This is a genomic window from Streptomyces nitrosporeus, from assembly GCF_008704555.1.
In the GTDB taxonomy this organism is placed as follows: Bacteria; Actinomycetota; Actinomycetes; order Streptomycetales; family Streptomycetaceae; genus Streptomyces; species Streptomyces nitrosporeus.
Genome location: NZ_CP023702.1, coordinates 3,096,093 through 3,114,900 on the forward strand (window position 1 = coordinate 3,096,093; position 18,808 = coordinate 3,114,900).

Sequence of the window (18,808 nt, forward strand, 5' to 3'; positions counted from 1 at the left end):
GGGCGCCCTTCTCACTCACTGCTACTGGTTGTACGGACCGTAGTCGTAGTCCTCCAGCGGAACGGCCTGGCCGGAGCCCGTGCCGAACGGCGAGTAGTCGATGTCGTCGTAGCCGACGGCCGAGTACATCGCGGCCTTGGCCTCCTCGGTCGGCTCCACCCGGATGTTGCGGTAGCGGGACAGACCCGTACCGGCCGGGATGAGCTTACCGATGATGACGTTCTCCTTGAGGCCGATGAGCGAGTCGGACTTGGCGTTGATCGCCGCGTCCGTCAGCACCCGGGTCGTCTCCTGGAAGGAGGCGGCCGACAGCCAGGACTCCGTCGCCAGCGAGGCCTTGGTGATACCCATCAGCTGCGGACGGCCGGAGGCGGGGTGACCGCCCTCGGTGACCACACGACGGTTCTCGGTCTCGAACTTCGACCGCTCGACCAGCTCGCCCGGCAGCAGCTCCGCGTCGCCGGACTCGATGATCGTCACCCGGCGCAGCATCTGCCGGATGATGATCTCGATGTGCTTGTCGTGGATCGACACGCCCTGCGAGTTGTAGACCTTCTGGACCTCGCCGACCAGGTGGACCTGGACCGCGCGCTGACCGAGGATCCGCAGCACGTCGTGCGGGTTGGTCGCACCGACGGTGAGCTTCTGGCCCACCTCGACCGGGTCGCCCTCGCCGACCAGGAGACGGGCGCGCTTGGAGATCGGGAAGGCCGTCTCCTCGCTGCCGTCGTCCGGGGTGACGACGATCTTCTTGGTCTTCTCGGTCTCCTCGATCCGGACACGGCCGGCCGCCTCCGAGATCGGGGCGACACCCTTGGGCGTACGGGCCTCGAAGAGCTCGACGACACGCGGCAGACCCTGGGTGATGTCGTCACCGGCCACACCACCGGTGTGGAAGGTACGCATCGTCAGCTGGGTACCGGGCTCACCGATGGACTGGGCGGCGATGATGCCGACCGCCTCACCGATGTCGACCAGCTTGCCGGTGGCGAGCGAGCGTCCGTAGCAGAAGGCACAGGTGCCGACCGCGGACTCACAGGTCAGGACCGAGCGGGTCTTGACCTCCTCGACGCCGGCGTTCACCAGGGCGTCGATCAGGACGTCACCGAGGTCGACGTTGGCAGGCGCGATGACCTTGCCGTCGACGACGACGTCCTCGGCGAGCATGCGGGCGTAGACCGAGGTCTCGACGTCCTCCGTCTTGCGCAGGACACCGTCCGCACCCTTGACGGCGATCTTCAGCTTCAGGCCGCGGTCGGTGCCGCAGTCCTCCTCGCGGATGATCACGTCCTGCGAGACGTCCACCAGACGACGGGTCAGGTAACCCGAGTCGGCGGTACGCAGGGCGGTGTCCGCCAGACCCTTACGGGCACCGTGCGTGGAGATGAAGTACTCCAGCACCGTGAGGCCCTCACGGAAGGACGCCTTGATCGGACGCGGGATCGTCTCGTTCTTCGCGTTCGACACCAGACCACGCATACCCGCGATCTGACGCATCTGCATCATGTTTCCTCGGGCACCCGAGTCGACCATCATGAAGATGGGGTTCGTCTTCGGGAAGTTCGCGTTCATCGCCTCGGCGACCTCGTTGGTCGCCTTGGTCCAGATCGCGATGAGCTCCTGCGTGCGCTCGTCCTTGGTGATCAGACCGCGCTCGTACTGCTTCTGGACCTTCTCGTCCTGCTCCTCGTAGCCCTTGACGATGGCCTTCTTGGCCTCGGGCACGACGACGTCGGAGATGGCCACGGTCACACCGGAGCGGGTCGCCCAGTGGAAACCGGCCGCCTTCAGGTTGTCGAGCGTCGCCGCCACGATCACCTTGGGGTAGCGCTCGGCCAGGTCGTTGACGATCTCGGAGAGCTGCTTCTTGCCCACCGAGTAGTCGACGAACGGGTAGTCCTCGGGCAGCAGCTCGTTGAAGAGCGCGCGGCCCAGGCTCGTACGCAGCCGGAAGGTGTCACCCGGCTGGTACTCGGGCTCGCCCTCCTCGGCGACCGGCGGCACCCAGCCACGCGGCGGGATGGTGCCCACCGGGAAGCGGATGTCGACCTTCGCCTGGAGCGACAGCTCGCGGGCGTCGAAGGCCATGATGGCCTCGGCCGTGGAGCCGAAGGAGCGCCCGGCGCCCTTGACGTCGCGGCCCTCGTCGTCCGTGGTGAGGAAGAAGAGGCCCAGCACCATGTCCTGGGTCGGCATGGTGACGGGGCGGCCGTCGGCCGGCTTCAGGATGTTGTTCGAGGACAGCATCAGGATGCGGGCCTCGGCCTGCGCCTCCGCGGAGAGCGGCAGGTGCACGGCCATCTGGTCACCGTCGAAGTCCGCGTTGAACGCGGTGCAGACGAGCGGGTGGATCTGGATGGCCTTGCCCTCGACCAGCTGCGGCTCGAAGGCCTGGATGCCGAGGCGGTGCAGGGTGGGCGCGCGGTTCAGCAGCACCGGGTGCTCGGCGATGACCTCTTCGAGGACGTCGTACACCACGGTGCGGCCACGCTCGACCATGCGCTTGGCCGACTTGATGTTCTGCGCGTGGTTCAGGTCCACCAGGCGCTTCATCACGAACGGCTTGAAGAGCTCCAGCGCCATCGCCTTCGGCAGACCGCACTGGTGCAGCTTGAGCTGCGGACCGACGACGATCACGGAACGCGCGGAGTAGTCCACGCGCTTGCCGAGGAGGTTCTGGCGGAAGCGGCCCTGCTTGCCCTTCAGCATGTCGCTGAGGGACTTCAGCGGGCGGTTGCCGGGACCGGTGACCGGACGGCCGCGACGGCCGTTGTCGAACAGCGCGTCGACGGCCTCCTGCAGCATCCGCTTCTCGTTGTTCACGATGATCTCGGGGGCACCGAGGTCGAGAAGGCGCTTGAGGCGGTTGTTGCGGTTGATCACACGGCGGTACAGGTCGTTCAGGTCGGAGGTCGCGAAGCGGCCACCGTCCAGCTGCACCATCGGACGCAGGTCCGGCGGGATGACCGGCACGCAGTCGAGCACCATGCCCTTGGGCTTGTTGCTCGTCTGCAGGAACGCGGAGACGACCTTGAGGCGCTTGAGCGCACGGGTCTTCTTCTGGCCCTTGCCGGTGCGGATGATCTCGCGGAGACGCTCGGCCTCCTCGTCGAGGTCGAAGGACTCCAGGCGCTTCTGCAGCGCGGCGGCGCCCATGCAGCCGTCGAAGTACGTGCCGAAGCGGTCACGCAGCTCGCGGTAGAGCAGCTCGTCGCCCTCCAGGTCCTGGACCTTGAGGTTCTTGAAGCGGCTCCACACCTCGTCGAGACGGTCGATCTCGCGCTGCGCACGGTCACGCAGCTGCTTCATCTCACGCTCGGCGCCTTCGCGCACCTTGCGGCGCACGTCGGCCTTGGCGCCCTCGGCCTCCAGCTCGGCGAGGTCCGTCTCCAGCTTCTTGGCACGGTTCTCGAGGTCCGAGTCGCGGCGGTTCTCGATCTGCTGGCGCTCGACGGAGACGTGCGCCTCCAGCGACGGGAGGTCGCGGGTACGGCGCTCCTCGTCGACGAACGTGATCATGTACGCGGCGAAGTAGATGACCTTCTCGAGGTCCTTCGGCGCGAGGTCCAGCAGGTAGCCCAGGCGCGACGGGACGCCCTTGAAGTACCAGATGTGGGTGACGGGAGCGGCGAGCTCGATGTGGCCCATGCGCTCACGGCGCACCTTGGCGCGCGTGACCTCGACGCCGCAGCGCTCACAGATGATGCCCTTGAAGCGGACACGCTTGTACTTGCCGCAGTAGCACTCCCAGTCCCGGGTCGGACCGAAGATCTTCTCGCAGAAGAGTCCGTCCTTCTCGGGCTTGAGGGTGCGGTAGTTGATGGTCTCAGGCTTCTTGACCTCGCCGTGGGACCAGGTCCGGATGTCGTCCGCGGTGGCAAGGCCGATCCGCAGCTCGTCGAAGAAGTTGACGTCGAGCACTTGTCGTCAATCCCTCTTTCGGGGGTTCGAGCCCCCTCGCGTCACGCGAGAAATCGGGGCACTTCAGCAATGGTCTGAACGGGTCCGGGGAAAGCCGGCCGGTTCACTGGGATCCGGCCGGCCAGCCCGTCAGACCTCTTCGACGCTGCTCGGCTCGCGCCGGGACAGGTCGATACCGAGCTCCTCCGCCGCGCGGAAGACGTCCTCGTCCGTGTCACGCATCTCGATGGACATGCCGTCCGAGGACAGCACCTCCACGTTGAGGCAGAGCGACTGCATTTCCTTGATGAGCACCTTGAAGGACTCGGGAATGCCGGGCTCGGGGATGTTCTCGCCCTTGACGATCGCCTCGTAGACCTTCACACGGCCGGTGACGTCGTCGGACTTGATCGTCAGGAGTTCCTGGAGGGCGTATGCGGCGCCGTATGCCTCAAGGGCCCACACCTCCATCTCACCGAATCGCTGACCACCGAACTGCGCCTTACCACCCAGCGGCTGCTGCGTGATCATGGAGTACGGGCCGGTCGAACGCGCGTGGAGCTTGTCGTCGACCAGGTGGTGCAGCTTGAGGATGTACATGTACCCGACCGAGACCGGGTCCGGGAACGGCTCGCCGGAGCGGCCGTCGAACAGCTGGGCCTTGCCGGAGGGCTGCACCATGCGGACGCCGTCGCGGTTCGGGATCGTGGCCTGGAAGAGGCCGGAGATCTCGTCCTCGCGCGCACCGTCGAAGACGGGCGTGGCGACGTTGGTGCCGGGGGCGACCTGGTCGGCGCCGATGGCCTGGAGGCGCTTGGCCCACTCGTCACCGAGGCCGGAGACGTCCCAGCCGCGGCTGGCGAGCCAGCCGAGGTGGATCTCCAGGACCTGTCCCGGGTTCATTCGGGACGGGACACCCAGCGGGTTGAGGATGATGTCGACCGGGGTGCCGTCCTCCAGGAACGGCATGTCCTCGATCGGCAGGATCTTGGAGATGACGCCCTTGTTGCCGTGACGGCCGGCCAGCTTGTCACCGTCGGTGATCTTGCGCTTCTGCGCGACGTAGACGCGGACCAGCTGGTTCACGCCCGGCGGCAGCTCGTCGCCCTCTTCGCGGTCGAAGACGCGGACGCCGATGACCTTGCCGATCTCACCGTGCGGCACCTTCAGGGAGGTGTCGCGCACCTCGCGCGCCTTCTCACCGAAGATCGCGCGGAGCAGGCGCTCCTCCGGGGTCAGCTCGGTCTCACCCTTGGGCGTGACCTTGCCGACGAGGATGTCGCCGGCGACGACCTCGGCACCGATGCGGATGATGCCGCGCTCGTCGAGGTCGGCGAGGACCTCCTCGGAGACGTTCGGGATGTCCCGGGTGATCTCCTCCGGGCCCAGCTTGGTGTCACGGGCGTCGACCTCGTGCTCCTCGATGTGGATCGAGGAGAGGACGTCGTCCTGCACGAGGCGCTGCGACAGGATGATCGCGTCCTCGTAGTTGTGGCCCTCCCACGGCATGAACGCCACGAGCAGGTTCTTGCCGAGCGCCATCTCACCGTTCTCGGTGGCCGGCCCGTCGGCGAGGACCTGGCCCTCGATGACCCGGTCGCCCTCGGAGACGACGACCTTCTGGTTGACCGAGGTGCCCTGGTTGGAGCGCGAGAACTTGGCGATGCGGTACGTGGTGTACGTGCCGTCGTCGTTGGTGACGGTGACGTAGTCCGCGGAGACCTCCTGGACCACACCGTCCTTCTCGGCCTTGAGGACGTCACCGGCGTCGGTGGCGCAGCGGTACTCCATGCCGGTGCCGACCAGCGGCGCCTCGCTCTTGATGAGCGGGACGGCCTGGCGCATCATGTTCGCGCCCATGAGGGCGCGGTTGGCGTCGTCGTGCTCCAGGAAGGGGATCATCGCGGTGGCGACGGACACCATCTGGCGCGGCGAGACGTCCATGTAGTCGACGTCGTCACCGGGGATGTAGTCGACCTCCCCGCCACGACGGCGGACCAGGACGCGCGGCTCGGTGAAGCGCATGTCCTCGGAGAGCGTCGCGTTCGCCTGGGCGATCACGAAGCGGTCTTCCTCGTCGGCGGTGATGTAGTCGACCTCGTCGGTGACCTGGCCGTCGACGACCTTGCGGTACGGCGTCTCGATGAAGCCGAACGCGTTGACGCGGCCGTACGAGGCGAGCGAACCGATCAGACCGATGTTCGGGCCTTCAGGGGTCTCGATCGGGCACATGCGTCCGTAGTGGGACGGGTGCACGTCGCGGACCTCGAAGCCGGCCCGCTCACGCGAGAGACCACCCGGGCCGAGCGCCGACAGACGGCGCTTGTGGGTGAGACCCGAGAGCGGGTTGTTCTGGTCCATGAACTGCGACAGCTGGCTGGTGCCGAAGAACTCCTTGATGGAGGCGACGACCGGCCGGATGTTGATCAGGGTCTGCGGCGTGATCGCCTCGACGTCCTGGGTCGTCATGCGCTCGCGCACGACGCGCTCCATACGGGCGAGACCCGTGCGGACCTGGTTCTGGATGAGCTCGCCGACGTTGCGCAGGCGGCGGTTGCCGAAGTGGTCGATGTCGTCGGTCTCGACGACGATCTCCCGGCCCGACTCGCCGATCGTCTCGGTCTCGCCGGCGTGCAGCTTCACCAGGTACTTGATGGTGGCGATGATGTCGTCGCTGGTGAGGACACCGGCGTCGAGCGGCTCGTCCGCGCCGAGCTTCTTGTTCACCTTGTAGCGGCCGACCTTCGCGAGGTCGTAGCGCTTCGGGTTGAAGTAGAGGTTCTCCAGCAGCGTCTGGGCGGCCTCGCGCGTCGGCGGCTCGCCCGGGCGCAGCTTGCGGTAGATGTCGAGCAGCGCGTCGTCCTGGCCCTGGGTGTGGTCCTTCTCCAGGGTGGCGCGCATCGACTCGTACTCGCCGAACTCCTCCAGGATCTGCTCGGTGGTCCAGCCGAGCGCCTTCAGGAGGACGGTGACGGACTGCTTGCGCTTGCGGTCGATGCGGACACCGACCATGTCGCGCTTGTCGATCTCCATCTCCAGCCAGGCACCCCGGGAAGGGATGATCTTGGCCGAGAAGATGTCCTTGTCGGACGTCTTGTCGATGGAGGAGTCGAAGTAGACGCCCGGGGACCGGACCAGCTGCGAGACCACGACACGCTCGGTGCCGTTGATCACGAAGGTGCCCTTGTTGGTCATGAGCGGGAAGTCGCCCATGAAGACCGTCTGGGACTTGATCTCGCCGGTCTCGTTGTTGGTGAACTCGGCGGTGACGAAGAGCGGCGCGGCGAAGGTGAAGTCGCGCTCCTTGCACTCGTCGATGGAGTTCTTCGGGGGCTCGAAGCGGTGGTCGCGGAACGTCAGCGACATCGACCCGGAGAAGTCCTCGATCGGGGAGATCTCCTCGAAGATCTCCTCCAGGCCGGACTTGGTGGGGACGTCTTGTCCGCTGTCCAGAGCAGCCTCGACGCGAGCCTTCCAGGCGGCGTTGCCGAGGAGCCAGTCAAAGCTCTCGGTCTGCAGCGCGAGGAGGTTCGGAACCTCGAGGGGCTCCTTGATCTTTGCAAAAGAGATGCGCAGCGGGGCGGTGCTGGCACCGTTGTTCGTATTCGAGGTCGAGGCGTTGCGCGAGGCGGCCAAGAGGGGGTCCTTCCGAGGGCTCGGACTCACTACGCGCGTACCGGCCCCAAGCCCCACACAGCGACAGAAATCCCAGGTCAGGGAAGGTCCGGTCATCGGTGCTAGGCGTGGGCATGCCCCTGGTGACGGGCAGGAGGCAGCTAACAGGCAGCGCAAAGGGTCAGTGTAGCCAAACGCCACACTGATGTCCAGTCGGGGCTCTCAGAAACCCTCGTCGTTCGCAACAGCTGTTCTCAACACCTATGGATAGACCTCACGCGCGGTGCGCGCTCTTCTTTACTGCCCTCTTCACTCTCGATCCATGCCTCGGAAGCGGATCGAGATGACGACGCGTCCTGAGAATTGCGCGCCGCGTGCGGTTCGTCAAGGCCCTGAGCCACTGACGGCCACCCAGCGATCTTCACCCCTCGCGCGGGGACCCCGGTTGACGTCCCCTTTCGGAGACGCACGGCGAAGATCACCCTACCCGGCACCGGCAGAAGATCAAGGCAGCCTCCCGCAGCACGCCGAAGGGCGACCACCCAAGCGGGTGATCGCCCTTCGCGAGTGACGTCCCCGCCGCGAGGCGGGGGCGTGAGGAGTCAGAGGACTCCAGGGGTCACTTGACCTCGACGGAGGCGCCGGCGGCCTTGAGGGACTCGGCAGCCTTCTCCGCGGCCTCCTTGGCGACCTTCTCGAGGACCGGCTTCGGGGTGCCGTCGACGAGGTCCTTGGCCTCCTTCAGACCCAGCGAGGTCAGCTCACGCACGACCTTGATGACCTGGATCTTCTTCTCGCCGGCGCCGGTGAGGATGACGTCGAACTCGTCCTTCTCCTCCTCGGCCGGGGCGGCACCGGCAGCGGCGCCACCGGCGGCGGCAACGGCGACCGGGGCGGCGGCGGTGACGTCGAACTTCTCCTCGAAGGCCTTCACGAACTCGGAGAGCTCGATGAGGGTCATCTCTTCGAACTGCGCGAGCAGGTCGTCCTGGGACAGCTTCGCCATGACAGGCGTCCTTCCACTATTCGGCAGGTGCCGGATGTATATGTCGGCGGGCGTACGTGGGGCCCGCTGGACCGCTGAGCGTGATTACTCGGCGGCCTCGGCGGGAGCCGGAGTACCGGCACCGCCCTGCTCTTCCTTCTTGGCACGAAGCGCTTCCGCGGTGCGGACGAACTTCGAGGGCAGCGCCTGGAAGAGCGCGGCAGCCTGCGACTGCTTGCCCTTCATGGCACCGGCCAGCTTGGAGAGCAGAACCTCGCGGGACTCGAGGTCCGCGAGCTTCTTGATCTCATCGGCGGACAGCGCCTTACCGTCAAGGACACCGCCCTTGATGATGAGGTTGGGGTTGTCCTTGGCGAAGTCACGAAGACCCTTCGCCGACTCCACCGGGTCACCGGTGACGAAGGCAACCGCCGTCGGACCCGTGAAGAGGTCGTCCAGCGTGTCGATCCCGGCCTCGTTGGCCGCAATCTTGGTCAGCGTGTTCTTCACCACGGCGTACTGGGCGTTCTCACCGAGCGAACGGCGCAGCTGCTTGAGCTGGGCCACGGTGAGACCCCGGTACTCGGTCAGCACGGCGGCGTTCGAGCTGCGGAACTGGTCCGTCAGCTCGGCTACCGCGGCAGCCTTGTCGGGCCTTGCCATGAGCGTCGGCCTCCTTCCGGGTGATGAGGACCGCTCAGAAGGGGCCGGGAAAAACAAAGCGCCCCGGCGCAGGCGCCAGGGCACGGCTCGACCGGACATACATCCGGGAGCGATCCACAGTCACCTGCGCAGGTCGCCCGTCCTCGACGGATCCTTCGGTCACCGGCCCCCTTGCAAGAGCACAGCAACGACCAGCGGTCTTTGGCTTCCTGTGGAGCGTACGCGACCGGAGCCGCGTGGAGCAAATCCGTCCTGATTTCACCGGTGCGGGAGGTTTGGACCCGCACCGGCCGGGGTCAGGAAGCGGCGCCCTGCTGCTGCTTCAGCAGTGTCCTGAAATCGATCGTGTCGTCGGCCGCCGGCCTTTGCGCCGCGACCTCGGTGCCGTAGTCGCTGTAGTAGACCGTCGAGTTCATCTCGCCGTTCGCCGTGTCCGCGCGTTCGACCTTCTTCACCAGCAGGTTGTTCTCGTCCACCCAGATGTCGACCGTCTCGGTCTCCACGCCCGACTGGGACAGCTGCTTCCTGAGGGCGGCGAGCTCGTCCTCGCCCAGGTCCGAGTTCGTGGTGGCGAGTTCCGTGACGTCCACCGTGCCGCTGTAGTGCGTCGTGGCGACGCCCCGCACGTCCTCCTTGCCGACCTCCACGACGTCACCCGCGGCCAGCAGAGCGTTGACCCCCTGCTGGGGGGTGCCGTTCTGGATCTGGTCCGCCATCACCTCTCCGGATGCGCCGCCCATCTCGGCCAGGTCGGCGTAGGCGTACCGGATCCAGTGCTTGCCCCCGGCGTTCGCGGCGAAGCCGTCGCCCATGTTCGCGTAGTACTCCTCCTTGAAGTACCGGGCCAGCACGGTGCCGTCGCCACCGGACTGCTTCAGGGCCTCCCCCATGGAGCCGCCCGTGTAGACGATCTCCATCTCGCCCGTCACGCCGTCTCCCCAGCCGAGCACTCCGGACTGCTTCATGGACATGGCGGCACCGAGCTCCATGGTGCCCTCGATCCTCGCGGATTCCGCCCCGCCGGTCTCCTTCTGCGCCACGCGCAGCGCCGATATCGCGTCCGTACGCGCCACGGCGCCGTCCCTGGCCTTCGGCGCCCCCTGGGAAGAGGAAGGGGACGGGTCCCCTCCCGGCCCGCCGCACGCCGTCACCGTCGCCAGTGCCGCCGCCATCGCGACCAGGAACCCCGCCCGTCCTGCCCTGCCTGCCGTCATCGAAGACCCACCCCTGCCGTGCTCGTCGCTTTCCCGTCAACGAGGACGGGCCCCGCGACCAGATGGTCGCGGGGCCCGTCCTGTTGAGAAGGAGGCTACCGGGTGAGCACGGGGGCTCAGACGGCGGCCGGGTCCTCCTCGACGAGGAGGTTGCGCACACGGTTGGCGTCCAGCGGGATGCCGGGGCCCATCGTGGTGGTGAGGGACGCCTTCTTGATGAAGCGGCCCTTCGCGGCGGACGGCTTGAGGCGGAGGATCTCCTCCAGGGCCGCGCCGTAGTTCTCGACCAGCTTCGTCTCGTCGAAGGAGACCTTGCCGATGATGAAGTGCAGGTTCGAGTGCTTGTCGACGCGGAACTCGATCTTGCCGCCCTTGATGTCGTTGACAGCCTTCACGACGTCGGGGGTGACAGTGCCGGTCTTCGGGTTCGGCATCAGACCACGCGGACCGAGCACGCGGCCCAGGCGGCCGACCTTGCCCATGAGGTCCGGCGTGGCGACGACGGCGTCGAAGTCCAGACGGCCCTTCGCCACCTCGTCGATGAGCTCGTCGGCGCCGACGATGTCGGCGCCCGCGGCTTCCGCGGCCGCAGCACGGTCACCGGTCGCGAAGACCAGGACCCGGGCGGTCTTGCCGGTGCCGTGCGGGAGGTTCACGGTGCCACGGACCATCTGGTCGGCCTTGCGAGGGTCAACACCCAGGCGGAACGCGACCTCGACGGTGCCGTCGAACTTCGTGGTGGCGGTCTCCTTGGCGAGACGGACGGCCTCGAGCGGGGCGTAGGTACGCTCCCGGTCGATCTTGGCGTCCGCAGCGCGGAGGTTCTTGCTGCGCTTCACTTCTGCTCCTGTGGTTTTCAGAGTGTGGAGTCGTGGTGCGGACCAGCGCTTGGCCCTACCACTGGGGGCTTACGAGGCTGACTCAGCCTTCGACCGTGATGCCCATGGAGCGGGCGGTGCCGGCGATGATCTTCGACGCGGCGTCGAGGTCGTTGGCGTTCAGGTCGGGGAGCTTCGTCGTGGCGATCTCGCGGACCTGGGCAGCCGTGAGCTTGGCGACCTTGGTCTTGTGCGGCTCGCCGGAGCCCTTCTCCACACCCGCGGCCTTGAGGATCAGCTTCGCGGCCGGCGGGGTCTTGGTGACGAAGGTGAAGGAGCGGTCCTCGTAGACCGTGATCTCCACCGGCACGACCATGCCGCGCTGCGACTCGGTCGCGGCGTTGTAGGCCTTGCAGAACTCCATGATGTTGACGCCGTGCTGGCCGAGCGCGGGGCCGACCGGCGGGGCCGGGTTGGCCGCACCGGCGTTGATCTGGAGCTTGATAAGCCCCGTGACCTTCTTCTTCTTGGGAGGCATTGCTCTCTCCGGGTCCTAGTGAGAGTGTTTCGCCGCCATTCCGGTCATCCGGACGGAGGCATACCGCACAACGATAACGGGTATAGCTGCGCGACCAAAAACCGAGCAGGTCAGCCCGGCTGCGAAGCCGGTCCGACCTGCTCGGTAGGTATGTGTCCCAGAAGGGCGCAGAAGCGACTAGTTCTTCTGGATCTGGTCGAAGCTCAGCTCGACCGGGGTCTCCCGGCCGAAGATCTCGACGAGGCCCTTGACCTTCTTCGAGTCGGCGTTGATCTCGTTGATCGTCGCCTGGAGCGTCGCGAAGGGGCCGTCGGTGACGGTGACCGAGTCGCCCACCTCGAAGTCCAGGACCTGGACCTCGACCTTGCGGGCCGGAGCCGGCTTGCCCTCGGCCTCGGCGGCCTCGCGGGCGGCCTTCTCCTCGGCCTCGGGGGCGAGCATCTTGACGATCTCGTCCAGGGTCAGCGGGTAGGGGTCGTAGGCGTTGCCCACGAAGCCCGTGACGCCGGGGGTGTTGCGGACGACGCCCCAGGACTCGTTCGTCAGGTCCATGCGCACCAGGACGTACCCGGGGAGCTTGTTCTGACGGACGTTCTTGCGCTCGCCGTTCTTGATCTGGACGATCTCTTCCTCGGGCACCTCGGCCTGGTAGATGAAGTCCTCGACGTTGAGCGAGACGGCGCGCTGCTCCAGGTTGGCCTTCACGCGCTTCTCGTACCCGGCGTACGTGTGGATGACGTACCACTCGCCCGGGAGGCCGCGCAGCTCCTCGCGCAGGGCGGCGACGGCGTCGACGGGGGCGGCCGGCTCGGCGTCCTGCTCGTCGTCGTCCTCGGAACCGTCGGCCTCCGCCTCCTCGTCGGCACCGGCCTCGACGGCGTCCTGCTCGGCAGGCTCGTCCGCGGCGGCGTCAGCAGCTTCGACCTGGTCCGGGGCCCCGGCATCCGACGCCTCGACGATGTCGAGCTCGTCCTCGGCGGACTCGACGGCGCTCGCCGTGGGCTCGGCGTCGTCGTTCAGGTTCGGGTCAGACACGATGGCTGCTTCTTCCTGGATACAGAGGGTGGAACATGCGAAAGGGGCGCCGACGAGGCGCCCTCCGCGGGGATCAGCCGAAGACGTACTTGACGGCCCGCGCAAATCCGAAGTCAATCACGGTAACGAGGCCGATCATGACCACCACGAACACGATCACCACGGTCGTGTAGGTCATCAGCTGGCTGCGTGTCGGCCATACGACCTTGCGGAGCTCGGCGACGATCTGGCGGTAGAAGAGCGCGAGGCGGCCGAACGGGCCCTTCTTGCCGCGCTTGCCACCCTTACGGGGCTTCTTCTTCGACTCAGGCGCTTCGTCCTCGGCATCAGGCATGTCGATGGAGCCCACGGCGTCCGTCACGCTACTCACCTGATTCCGGGTCGTGGCCGTGCCGCGCCCGGTGGAGCCGCACGGCGGTGCATTGAAGTACGTACATGCGCACACATCCTGGCGAAGGAGTGTGTAGCAGGGCCGGAGGGACTTGAACCCCCAACCGCTGGTTTTGGAGACCAGTGCTCTACCAATTGAGCTACGACCCTTTGTGGTTCCCCCAACCTACCGCATCTTCCCCGGTGGACCGGGTGCGGAAACGGTGCGGCTGGTGAAGGCCAACGACAGGTGAGTGTACGTGTTCATGGGCCTCGCGTCGAACAGACCGCGTGCGACCGGTCCCGCGGGCCGCGGGTGACCGGCCTCGGCCGGATGCCGTCCGCGTCCTGTCCGGTCCCTGAAACCCCTGTGCCGACCGCGATTCCGGTCTGGGAGCATGGGGGGCATGAGCGCTGCAACTTCTCCGTCCGAGCGCCGGGTCTCGGCCCGCATCGGTGCCATCTCCGAGTCCGCCACCCTCGCCGTCGACGCCAAGGCCAAGGCCCTCAAGGCCGCCGGGCGCCCGGTGATCGGCTTCGGTGCCGGTGAGCCCGACTTCCCGACCCCCGGTTACATCGTCGAGGCGGCGGTCGAGGCCTGCCGCAACCCGAAGTACCACCGCTACACCCCCGCCGGCGGGCTCCCCGAGCTCAAGGCCGCCATCGCGGAGAAGACGCTGCGCGACTCCGGCTACGAGGTCGACGCCTCGCAGATCCTGGTGACCAACGGCGGCAAGCAGGCCATCTACGAGGCCTTCGCCGCGATCCTGGACCCGGGTGACGAGGTCATCGTCCCGGCCCCGTACTGGACCACCTACCCCGAGTCCATCCGTCTCGCCGGCGGCGTGCCGGTCGAGGTCGTCGCCGACGAGACCACCGGCTACCGCGTCTCCGTCGAGCAGCTGGAGGCGGCCCGCACCGAGCGGACCAAGGTCGTCCTGTTCGTCTCCCCGTCCAACCCCACGGGCGCCGTCTACAGCGAGGCCGACACCGAGGCCATCGGCCGCTGGGCCGTCGAGCACGGCCTGTGGGTGATGACCGACGAGATCTACGAGCACCTGGTCTACGGCGACGCGGCGTTCACCTCGATGCCGGCGGTCGTGCCCGAGCTGCGCGACCGGTGCATCGTGGTCAACGGTGTCGCCAAGACGTACGCCATGACCGGCTGGCGGGTGGGCTGGATCGTCGGCCCGAAGGACGTCGTCAAGGCCGCGACCAACCTCCAGTCGCACGCCACCTCCAACGTCGGCAACGTCGCCCAGGCCGCCGCGCTGGCCGCCGTCTCGGGTTCGCTGGACGCGGTCGCCGAGATGCGCACCGCCTTCGACCGCCGCCGCCGGACCATCGTGCGGATGCTCAACGAGATCGACGGCGTCCTCTGCCCGGAGCCCGAGGGCGCGTTCTACGTGTACCCCTCGGTGAAGGCGCTGCTCGGCAAGGAGATCCGCGGCAGGCGCCCGGCCGACTCCGTCGAGCTGGCGGCGCTCATCCTGGACGAGGCCGAGGTCGCGGTCGTGCCGGGCGAGGCCTTCGGCACGCCGGGTTACCTCCGGCTCTCGTACGCCCTGGGCGACGAGGACCTGGCCGAGGGTGTCTCGCGGCTGCAGAAGCTGCTGGGCGAGGCCCGCGACTGAGCCTCCCGCGCGACGCAGGCGGCCCCCGGCTCAGGCCGGGGGCCATTTCTGTGTTCGAGGGGTAATCCGGTGCGGGATCCGGGTACCACGAAACCCTCCGGATGGGGCAGGATCCATGGATGGAGCGTGACGTACGGCTGTTGCCCAAGGCCCATCTGCATCTGCACTTCACCGGGTCGATGCGGCCGACCACCCTGCTCGAACTCGCGGACAAGTACGGCGTGCGCCTGCCGGAGGCCCTGACCGGCGGTGAGCCGCCCCGGCTGCGGGCCACGGACGAGCGCGGCTGGTTCCGCTTCCAGCGCCTCTACGACATCGCCCGGTCCTGTCTGCGTGCCCCGGAGGACATCCAGCGGCTGGTGCGCGAGAGCGCGATGGAGGACGTGGCCGACGGCTCGGGCTGGCTGGAGATCCAGGTCGACCCCACCTCGTACGCGCCGCTGCTCGGCGGGCTGATCCCGGCCATCGAGATCATCCTGGACGCGGTGGACAGCGCCTCCCGGGAGACCGGGCTGGGGATGCGGGTGGTGATCGCGGCGAACCGGATGAAGCACCCGCTGGACGCCCGCACCCTGGCCCGGCTCGCCGTGCGGTACGCGGACCGGGGGGTCATCGGGTTCGGGCTCTCCAACGACGAGCGCCGGGGCATGGCGCGGGACTTCGACCGCGCCTTCGCCATCGCCCGGGAGGGCGGTCTGCTGGCCGCCCCGCACGGCGGTGAGCTCTCCGGCCCGGCCAGTGTCCGGGACTGCCTGGACGACCTGGACGCGGCCCGGATCGGGCACGGCGTACGGGCGGCGGAGGATCCGCGGCTGCTGAGGAGGCTGGCGGAGCGCGGGGTGACCTGCGAGGTGTGCCCGGCCTCCAACGTGGCGCTCGGGGTCTACGAGAAGCCCGCCGACGTGCCTCTGCGCACCCTCTTCGACGCGGGGGTGCCGATGGCGCTGGGCGCCGACGACCCGCTGCTCTTCGGTTCGCGGCTGGCCGCGCAGTACGACCTGGTGCGCCGCCACCACGGTTTCACCGACGAGGAGCTGGCGGAGCTGGCCCGGCAGTCCGTGCGGGGCTCGGCGGCACCCGCCGACGTGCGGGCGGCACTGCTGAGCGGGATCGACGACTGGATCGGGGAGTGCCCGCCCGGCGGCTGATCCCGTCCGTCAGCTGACGGACGGCCCCCTGACGGGCGGGCGGACGGGCGCGTCCGGCCGGCGCGGTGGCGTGCTGCGGGAGGGGCTGGTCCCTCCCGCGGGCGGACGCGGCCCACGCGGCGGGCGCGCCCTGGACGCCGCCCCGGGGCGCCCCGCTCAGAGGCTGACGCCGACCGTCACCGGTTCGTTGACGAGGGTGACCCCGAAGGCCGCGTGGACCCCGGCGACGACCTCGCGGGCCAGGGCCAGCAGGTCCTCGGTGCTCGCGCCGCCGCGGTTGGTGAGGGCGAGGGTGTGCTTGGTGGAGATGCGGGCGGGGCCCGTGCCGTACCCCTTGGTGAAGCCCGCCTTGTCGATGAGCCAGGCGGCCGAGGTCTTCGTCCGGCCGTCGCCGGCCGGGAACGCGGGGGGCGTCACCCCGGCGCCCAGGCGTTCCGCGGCCCGGCTCAGGAAGGCGGCGTACTCGGCCTCGTCCAGGACCGGGTTGGTGAAGAAGGACCCCGCCGACCAGGTGTCGTGGTCCTCGGGGTCGAGCACCATGCCCTTGCCGGCCCGCAGCTTCAGGACGGTGGCACGGGCGTCCGCGGCGGGCACCCGGGCGCCCTGCTCGACGCCCATGGCGCGAGCGGTCTCCGCGTACCTCAGCGGCGCGGACATCCCGCCCGCGTCCTCCAGCCCGAAACGGACCCGCAGGACGACGAAGCGTTCGGGCTCCGCCTTGAAACGGCTGTGCCGGTAGGAGAACGCGCACTCCTCGTTCGTCAGGGTGACCGTCTCCCGGGCGCGCCGGTCGTAGGCGACGACCCCGGTGATGACCGAGGACACCTCCTGCCCGTACGCGCCGACGTTCTGGATCGGTGTGGCGCCCGCGGACCCGGGGATCCCCGCGAGGCACTCGATGCCCGCGAGCCCGGCTTCGACGGTACGGGCCACCGCGTCGGTCCAGACCTCTCCGGCGGCCAGTTCCAGCGTCGTACCGGAGAGCTCGAAGCCCCGGGTCGCGATGCGCAGCGCGGTTCCGGCGAAGCCCTTGTCACCGATGACGAGGTTGGAGCCGCCGCCGACGACCAGCAGCGGGGTGCCGCTCGTGTCGGCCTCGTGGACGGCGGCGATCACCTCGGCGTCCGTGGTGGCGGTCAGGAGGCGGTCGGCGGTGCCCCCGAGCCGGAAGGTGGTCAGGGGGGCGAGGGGGGCGTCGTGGAGTTCCTGCACGGGGACAAGAGTACGGTCCGCCACCTGCCCGGACCGTACGCGCGGGTGCCGGGCGGCGTGGGCCGTACGGCACCGGACGGCCGGGGGCTACGGCGTCGGGCGCCGAGGCACGGCGCCGGGCAGCCGGGGCGCGGGGCGGCCGAGGGGCGCCTCCTGGACGCCCCTCCCCCGCCCCTGGGGCCGGTCACCGGCCCCAGGGGCCGTCAGGCCAGCCGGACCACGGCGCGGGACATGCCCAGCACCTTCGCGCCGGCGCTCGTCGCGACGAGGTCCACCCGGACCAGGTTGTCGTCCAGCTTGGCCCCGATCTTGCCGCTGACCTCGACCGTCGCCCCGGTTTCGTCGTTCGGCACGATCACGGGGCGGGTGAAGCGCACGCCGTACTCGACGACCGCCCCCGGGTCGCCCGCCCAGTCGGTGACGACGCGGATCGCCTCGGCCATGGTGAACATGCCGTGGGCGATCACATCCGGCAGTCCGACCTCACGGGCGAACTTCTCGTTCCAGTGGATCGGGTTGAAGTCACCGGAGGCACCCGCGTACCGCACCAGCGTCGCGCGGGTCACCGGGAAGGACTGCGCCGGCAGCTCCGTGCCGACCTCGACCGACTCGTAGGCCATGCTCGCCGTCATCACGCCTCCTCGGCGGCACGCGCCACCAGCTTCGTCCACGCGGTCACCACGTGTTCGCCCGACTCGTCGTGCACCTCGCCCCGGACGTCCACGATGTCGTTGCCCGCCATCGACTTGATGCCCTCGATCGTCGAGGTGACGGTCAGCCGGTCACCGGCGCGCACCGGGCGTACGTACGCGAACTTCTGGTCGCCGTGCACCACACGGCTGTAGTCCAGGCCCAGCTGCGGGTCCTGCACCACCTGACTCGCGGCCCTGAACGTGATGGAGAACACGAACGTGGGCGGGGCGATCACATCCGGGTGCCCCAGCGCCTTGGCTGCCTCCGGGTCCACGTACGCGGGATTGGCGTCACCCACCGCCTCCGCGAATTCCCGGATCTTCTCCCGGCCGACCTCGTAGGCCGGGGTGGGCGGATAGGTCCGCCCCACGAAGGACTGGTCGAGCGCCATGAGCCCGCTACCTCCTGAGGGAAATGTGAAAGAGGGCGAACAGCCTCCTGTTCACCCGGTACAACGACACGAGGCCGCCCCCTGTGGGGACGGCCTCGTGCACGAGCCTGATTCAGCGCGTTTCGCGGTGCGCGGTGTGCGAGTTGCAGCGCGGGCAGTGCTTCTTCATCTCCAGTCGGTCCGGGTTGTTACGCCGGTTCTTCTTGGTGATGTAGTTCCGCTCCTTGCACTCCACGCAGGCCAGCGTGATCTTCGGGCGGACGTCGGTGGCAGCCACGTGAGTGCTCCTTGGACGGACGGATGAACGGATGAACGCAAAAAAGAGTAGCCGATCGAAGGACCGACCCCGCAATCGGCTACCGTGAGTAGCGGTGACCGGACTTGAACCGGTGACACAGCGATTATGAGCCGCTTGCTCTACCGACTGAGCTACACCGCTTTGATGATGAGTTTCCCCGCCGAAGCGGGGTCACCCGATCACCAGAGCCCCAATGCGGAATCGAACCGCAGACCTTCTCCTTACCATGGAGACGCTCTACCGACTGAGCTATTGGGGCGAGCGAGGAAGACATTACACGGTCTCTCGCCGATCG

At 68.2% G+C, this 18,808-nt stretch carries 15 protein-coding genes and 3 tRNA genes; 2 read left to right on the plus strand and 16 right to left on the minus strand.

Annotation, left to right across the window (positions count from 1 at the left end; genetic code table 11):
• Positions 1–21: 21 nt before the first annotated feature.
• The 10 genes from CP967_RS13535 to CP967_RS13585 all read right to left on the minus strand — a co-directional run bounded on the left by CP967_RS13535 (position 22) and on the right by CP967_RS13585 (position 13,308).
• Positions 22–3,921: a DNA-directed RNA polymerase subunit beta' gene (locus tag CP967_RS13535; RefSeq protein WP_150488231.1), complete on the minus strand. Its 3,900-nt coding sequence runs from the start codon at positions 3,919–3,921 to the stop codon at positions 22–24.
• 129 nt (positions 3,922–4,050) lie between these two features.
• On the minus strand, positions 4,051–7,536 hold the full coding sequence (gene rpoB, locus CP967_RS13540) for a DNA-directed RNA polymerase subunit beta (protein WP_150488232.1): 3,486 nt from the start codon (positions 7,534–7,536) through the stop codon (positions 4,051–4,053).
• A 598-nt stretch (positions 7,537–8,134) separates the two neighbouring features.
• Positions 8,135–8,521, minus strand: a complete 387-nt coding sequence (gene rplL / locus CP967_RS13550; RefSeq protein WP_150488233.1) for a 50S ribosomal protein L7/L12 — start codon at positions 8,519–8,521, stop codon at positions 8,135–8,137.
• Positions 8,522–8,605: 84 nt separating this feature from the next.
• Entirely contained in the window at positions 8,606–9,163 is a 558-nt protein-coding gene (gene rplJ / locus CP967_RS13555) for a 50S ribosomal protein L10 (protein ID WP_150488234.1), read from the minus strand.
• A gap of 296 nt (positions 9,164–9,459) precedes the next feature.
• Complete coding sequence (locus CP967_RS13560) at positions 9,460–10,377, minus strand: SCO4651 family lipoprotein (RefSeq protein ID WP_150488235.1); 918 nt, start codon at positions 10,375–10,377, stop codon at positions 9,460–9,462.
• A gap of 116 nt (positions 10,378–10,493) precedes the next feature.
• Positions 10,494–11,216 carry a 50S ribosomal protein L1 gene (gene rplA, locus CP967_RS13565; RefSeq protein WP_103491259.1) on the minus strand — a complete coding sequence of 241 codons (723 nt, stop codon included), beginning with the start codon at positions 11,214–11,216 and terminating at the stop codon, positions 10,494–10,496.
• Between the two features lie 82 nt (positions 11,217–11,298).
• Positions 11,299–11,733 carry a 50S ribosomal protein L11 gene (rplK, locus tag CP967_RS13570; protein WP_006126872.1) on the minus strand — a complete coding sequence of 145 codons (435 nt, stop codon included), beginning with the start codon at positions 11,731–11,733 and terminating at the stop codon, positions 11,299–11,301.
• 177 nt (positions 11,734–11,910) lie between these two features.
• The gene (nusG, locus tag CP967_RS13575; RefSeq protein ID WP_150488236.1) at positions 11,911–12,768 is read right to left on the minus strand and encodes a transcription termination/antitermination protein NusG; all 858 of its coding nucleotides are present in this window, start codon (positions 12,766–12,768) and stop codon (positions 11,911–11,913) included.
• Between the two features lie 73 nt (positions 12,769–12,841).
• The gene (secE, locus tag CP967_RS13580; RefSeq protein WP_150488237.1) at positions 12,842–13,129 is read right to left on the minus strand and encodes a preprotein translocase subunit SecE; all 288 of its coding nucleotides are present in this window, start codon (positions 13,127–13,129) and stop codon (positions 12,842–12,844) included.
• A gap of 106 nt (positions 13,130–13,235) precedes the next feature.
• Positions 13,236–13,308: transfer RNA gene (locus tag CP967_RS13585), tRNA-Trp, on the minus strand.
• Between the two features lie 236 nt (positions 13,309–13,544).
• Here CP967_RS13585 and CP967_RS13590 point away from each other — a divergent pair.
• Positions 13,545–14,771: a pyridoxal phosphate-dependent aminotransferase gene (locus tag CP967_RS13590; RefSeq protein ID WP_150488238.1), complete on the plus strand. Its 1,227-nt coding sequence runs from the start codon at positions 13,545–13,547 to the stop codon at positions 14,769–14,771.
• A gap of 119 nt (positions 14,772–14,890) precedes the next feature.
• Positions 14,891–15,919 carry an adenosine deaminase gene (locus CP967_RS13595; protein ID WP_150488239.1) on the plus strand — a complete coding sequence of 343 codons (1,029 nt, stop codon included), beginning with the start codon at positions 14,891–14,893 and terminating at the stop codon, positions 15,917–15,919.
• A 156-nt stretch (positions 15,920–16,075) separates the two neighbouring features.
• Here CP967_RS13595 and CP967_RS13600 read toward each other — a convergent pair whose 3' ends face one another.
• From CP967_RS13600 to CP967_RS13625, 6 genes are all read right to left on the minus strand, one after another.
• Positions 16,076–17,155, minus strand: coding sequence for a UDP-N-acetylmuramate dehydrogenase (locus tag CP967_RS13600; RefSeq protein ID WP_268253041.1), 1,080 nt, complete (start codon positions 17,153–17,155; stop codon positions 16,076–16,078).
• 179 nt (positions 17,156–17,334) lie between these two features.
• A complete protein-coding gene (locus CP967_RS13605; protein ID WP_150488241.1) occupies positions 17,335–17,763 on the minus strand; it encodes a MaoC family dehydratase in 429 nt (142 codons plus the stop codon).
• Positions 17,763–18,215, minus strand: coding sequence for a MaoC family dehydratase N-terminal domain-containing protein (locus tag CP967_RS13610; RefSeq protein WP_150488242.1), 453 nt, complete (start codon positions 18,213–18,215; stop codon positions 17,763–17,765). The genes CP967_RS13605 and CP967_RS13610 overlap by 1 nt, the downstream gene beginning before the upstream one ends.
• A gap of 112 nt (positions 18,216–18,327) precedes the next feature.
• Complete coding sequence (rpmG, locus tag CP967_RS13615; RefSeq protein WP_003956487.1) at positions 18,328–18,492, minus strand: 50S ribosomal protein L33; 165 nt, start codon at positions 18,490–18,492, stop codon at positions 18,328–18,330.
• Positions 18,493–18,581: 89 nt separating this feature from the next.
• Positions 18,582–18,654 (minus strand) — tRNA-Met (locus CP967_RS13620).
• Positions 18,655–18,699: 45 nt separating this feature from the next.
• Positions 18,700–18,772 (minus strand) — tRNA-Thr (locus CP967_RS13625).
• Between the last annotated feature and the right edge of the window lie 36 nt (positions 18,773–18,808).

Excerpts from the sequence above, each read along its gene's own strand:
- rplL (WP_150488233.1), bottom strand. The coding sequence starts at position 8,521 with ATGGCGAAGCTGTCCCAGGACGACCTGCTCGCGCAGTTCGAAGAGATG.
- rplJ (WP_150488234.1), bottom strand. The coding sequence starts at position 9,163 with ATGGCAAGGCCCGACAAGGCTGCCGCGGTAGCCGAGCTGACGGACCAG.
- CP967_RS13560 (WP_150488235.1), bottom strand. The coding sequence starts at position 10,377 with ATGACGGCAGGCAGGGCAGGACGGGCGGGGTTCCTGGTCGCGATGGCG.
- rplK (WP_006126872.1), bottom strand. The coding sequence starts at position 11,733 with ATGCCTCCCAAGAAGAAGAAGGTCACGGGGCTTATCAAGCTCCAGATC.
- CP967_RS13590 (WP_150488238.1), top strand. The coding sequence starts at position 13,545 with ATGAGCGCTGCAACTTCTCCGTCCGAGCGCCGGGTCTCGGCCCGCATC.
- CP967_RS13595 (WP_150488239.1), top strand. The coding sequence starts at position 14,891 with ATGGAGCGTGACGTACGGCTGTTGCCCAAGGCCCATCTGCATCTGCAC.
- CP967_RS13605 (WP_150488241.1), bottom strand. The coding sequence starts at position 17,763 with ATGACGGCGAGCATGGCCTACGAGTCGGTCGAGGTCGGCACGGAGCTG.
- CP967_RS13610 (WP_150488242.1), bottom strand. The coding sequence starts at position 18,215 with ATGGCGCTCGACCAGTCCTTCGTGGGGCGGACCTATCCGCCCACCCCG.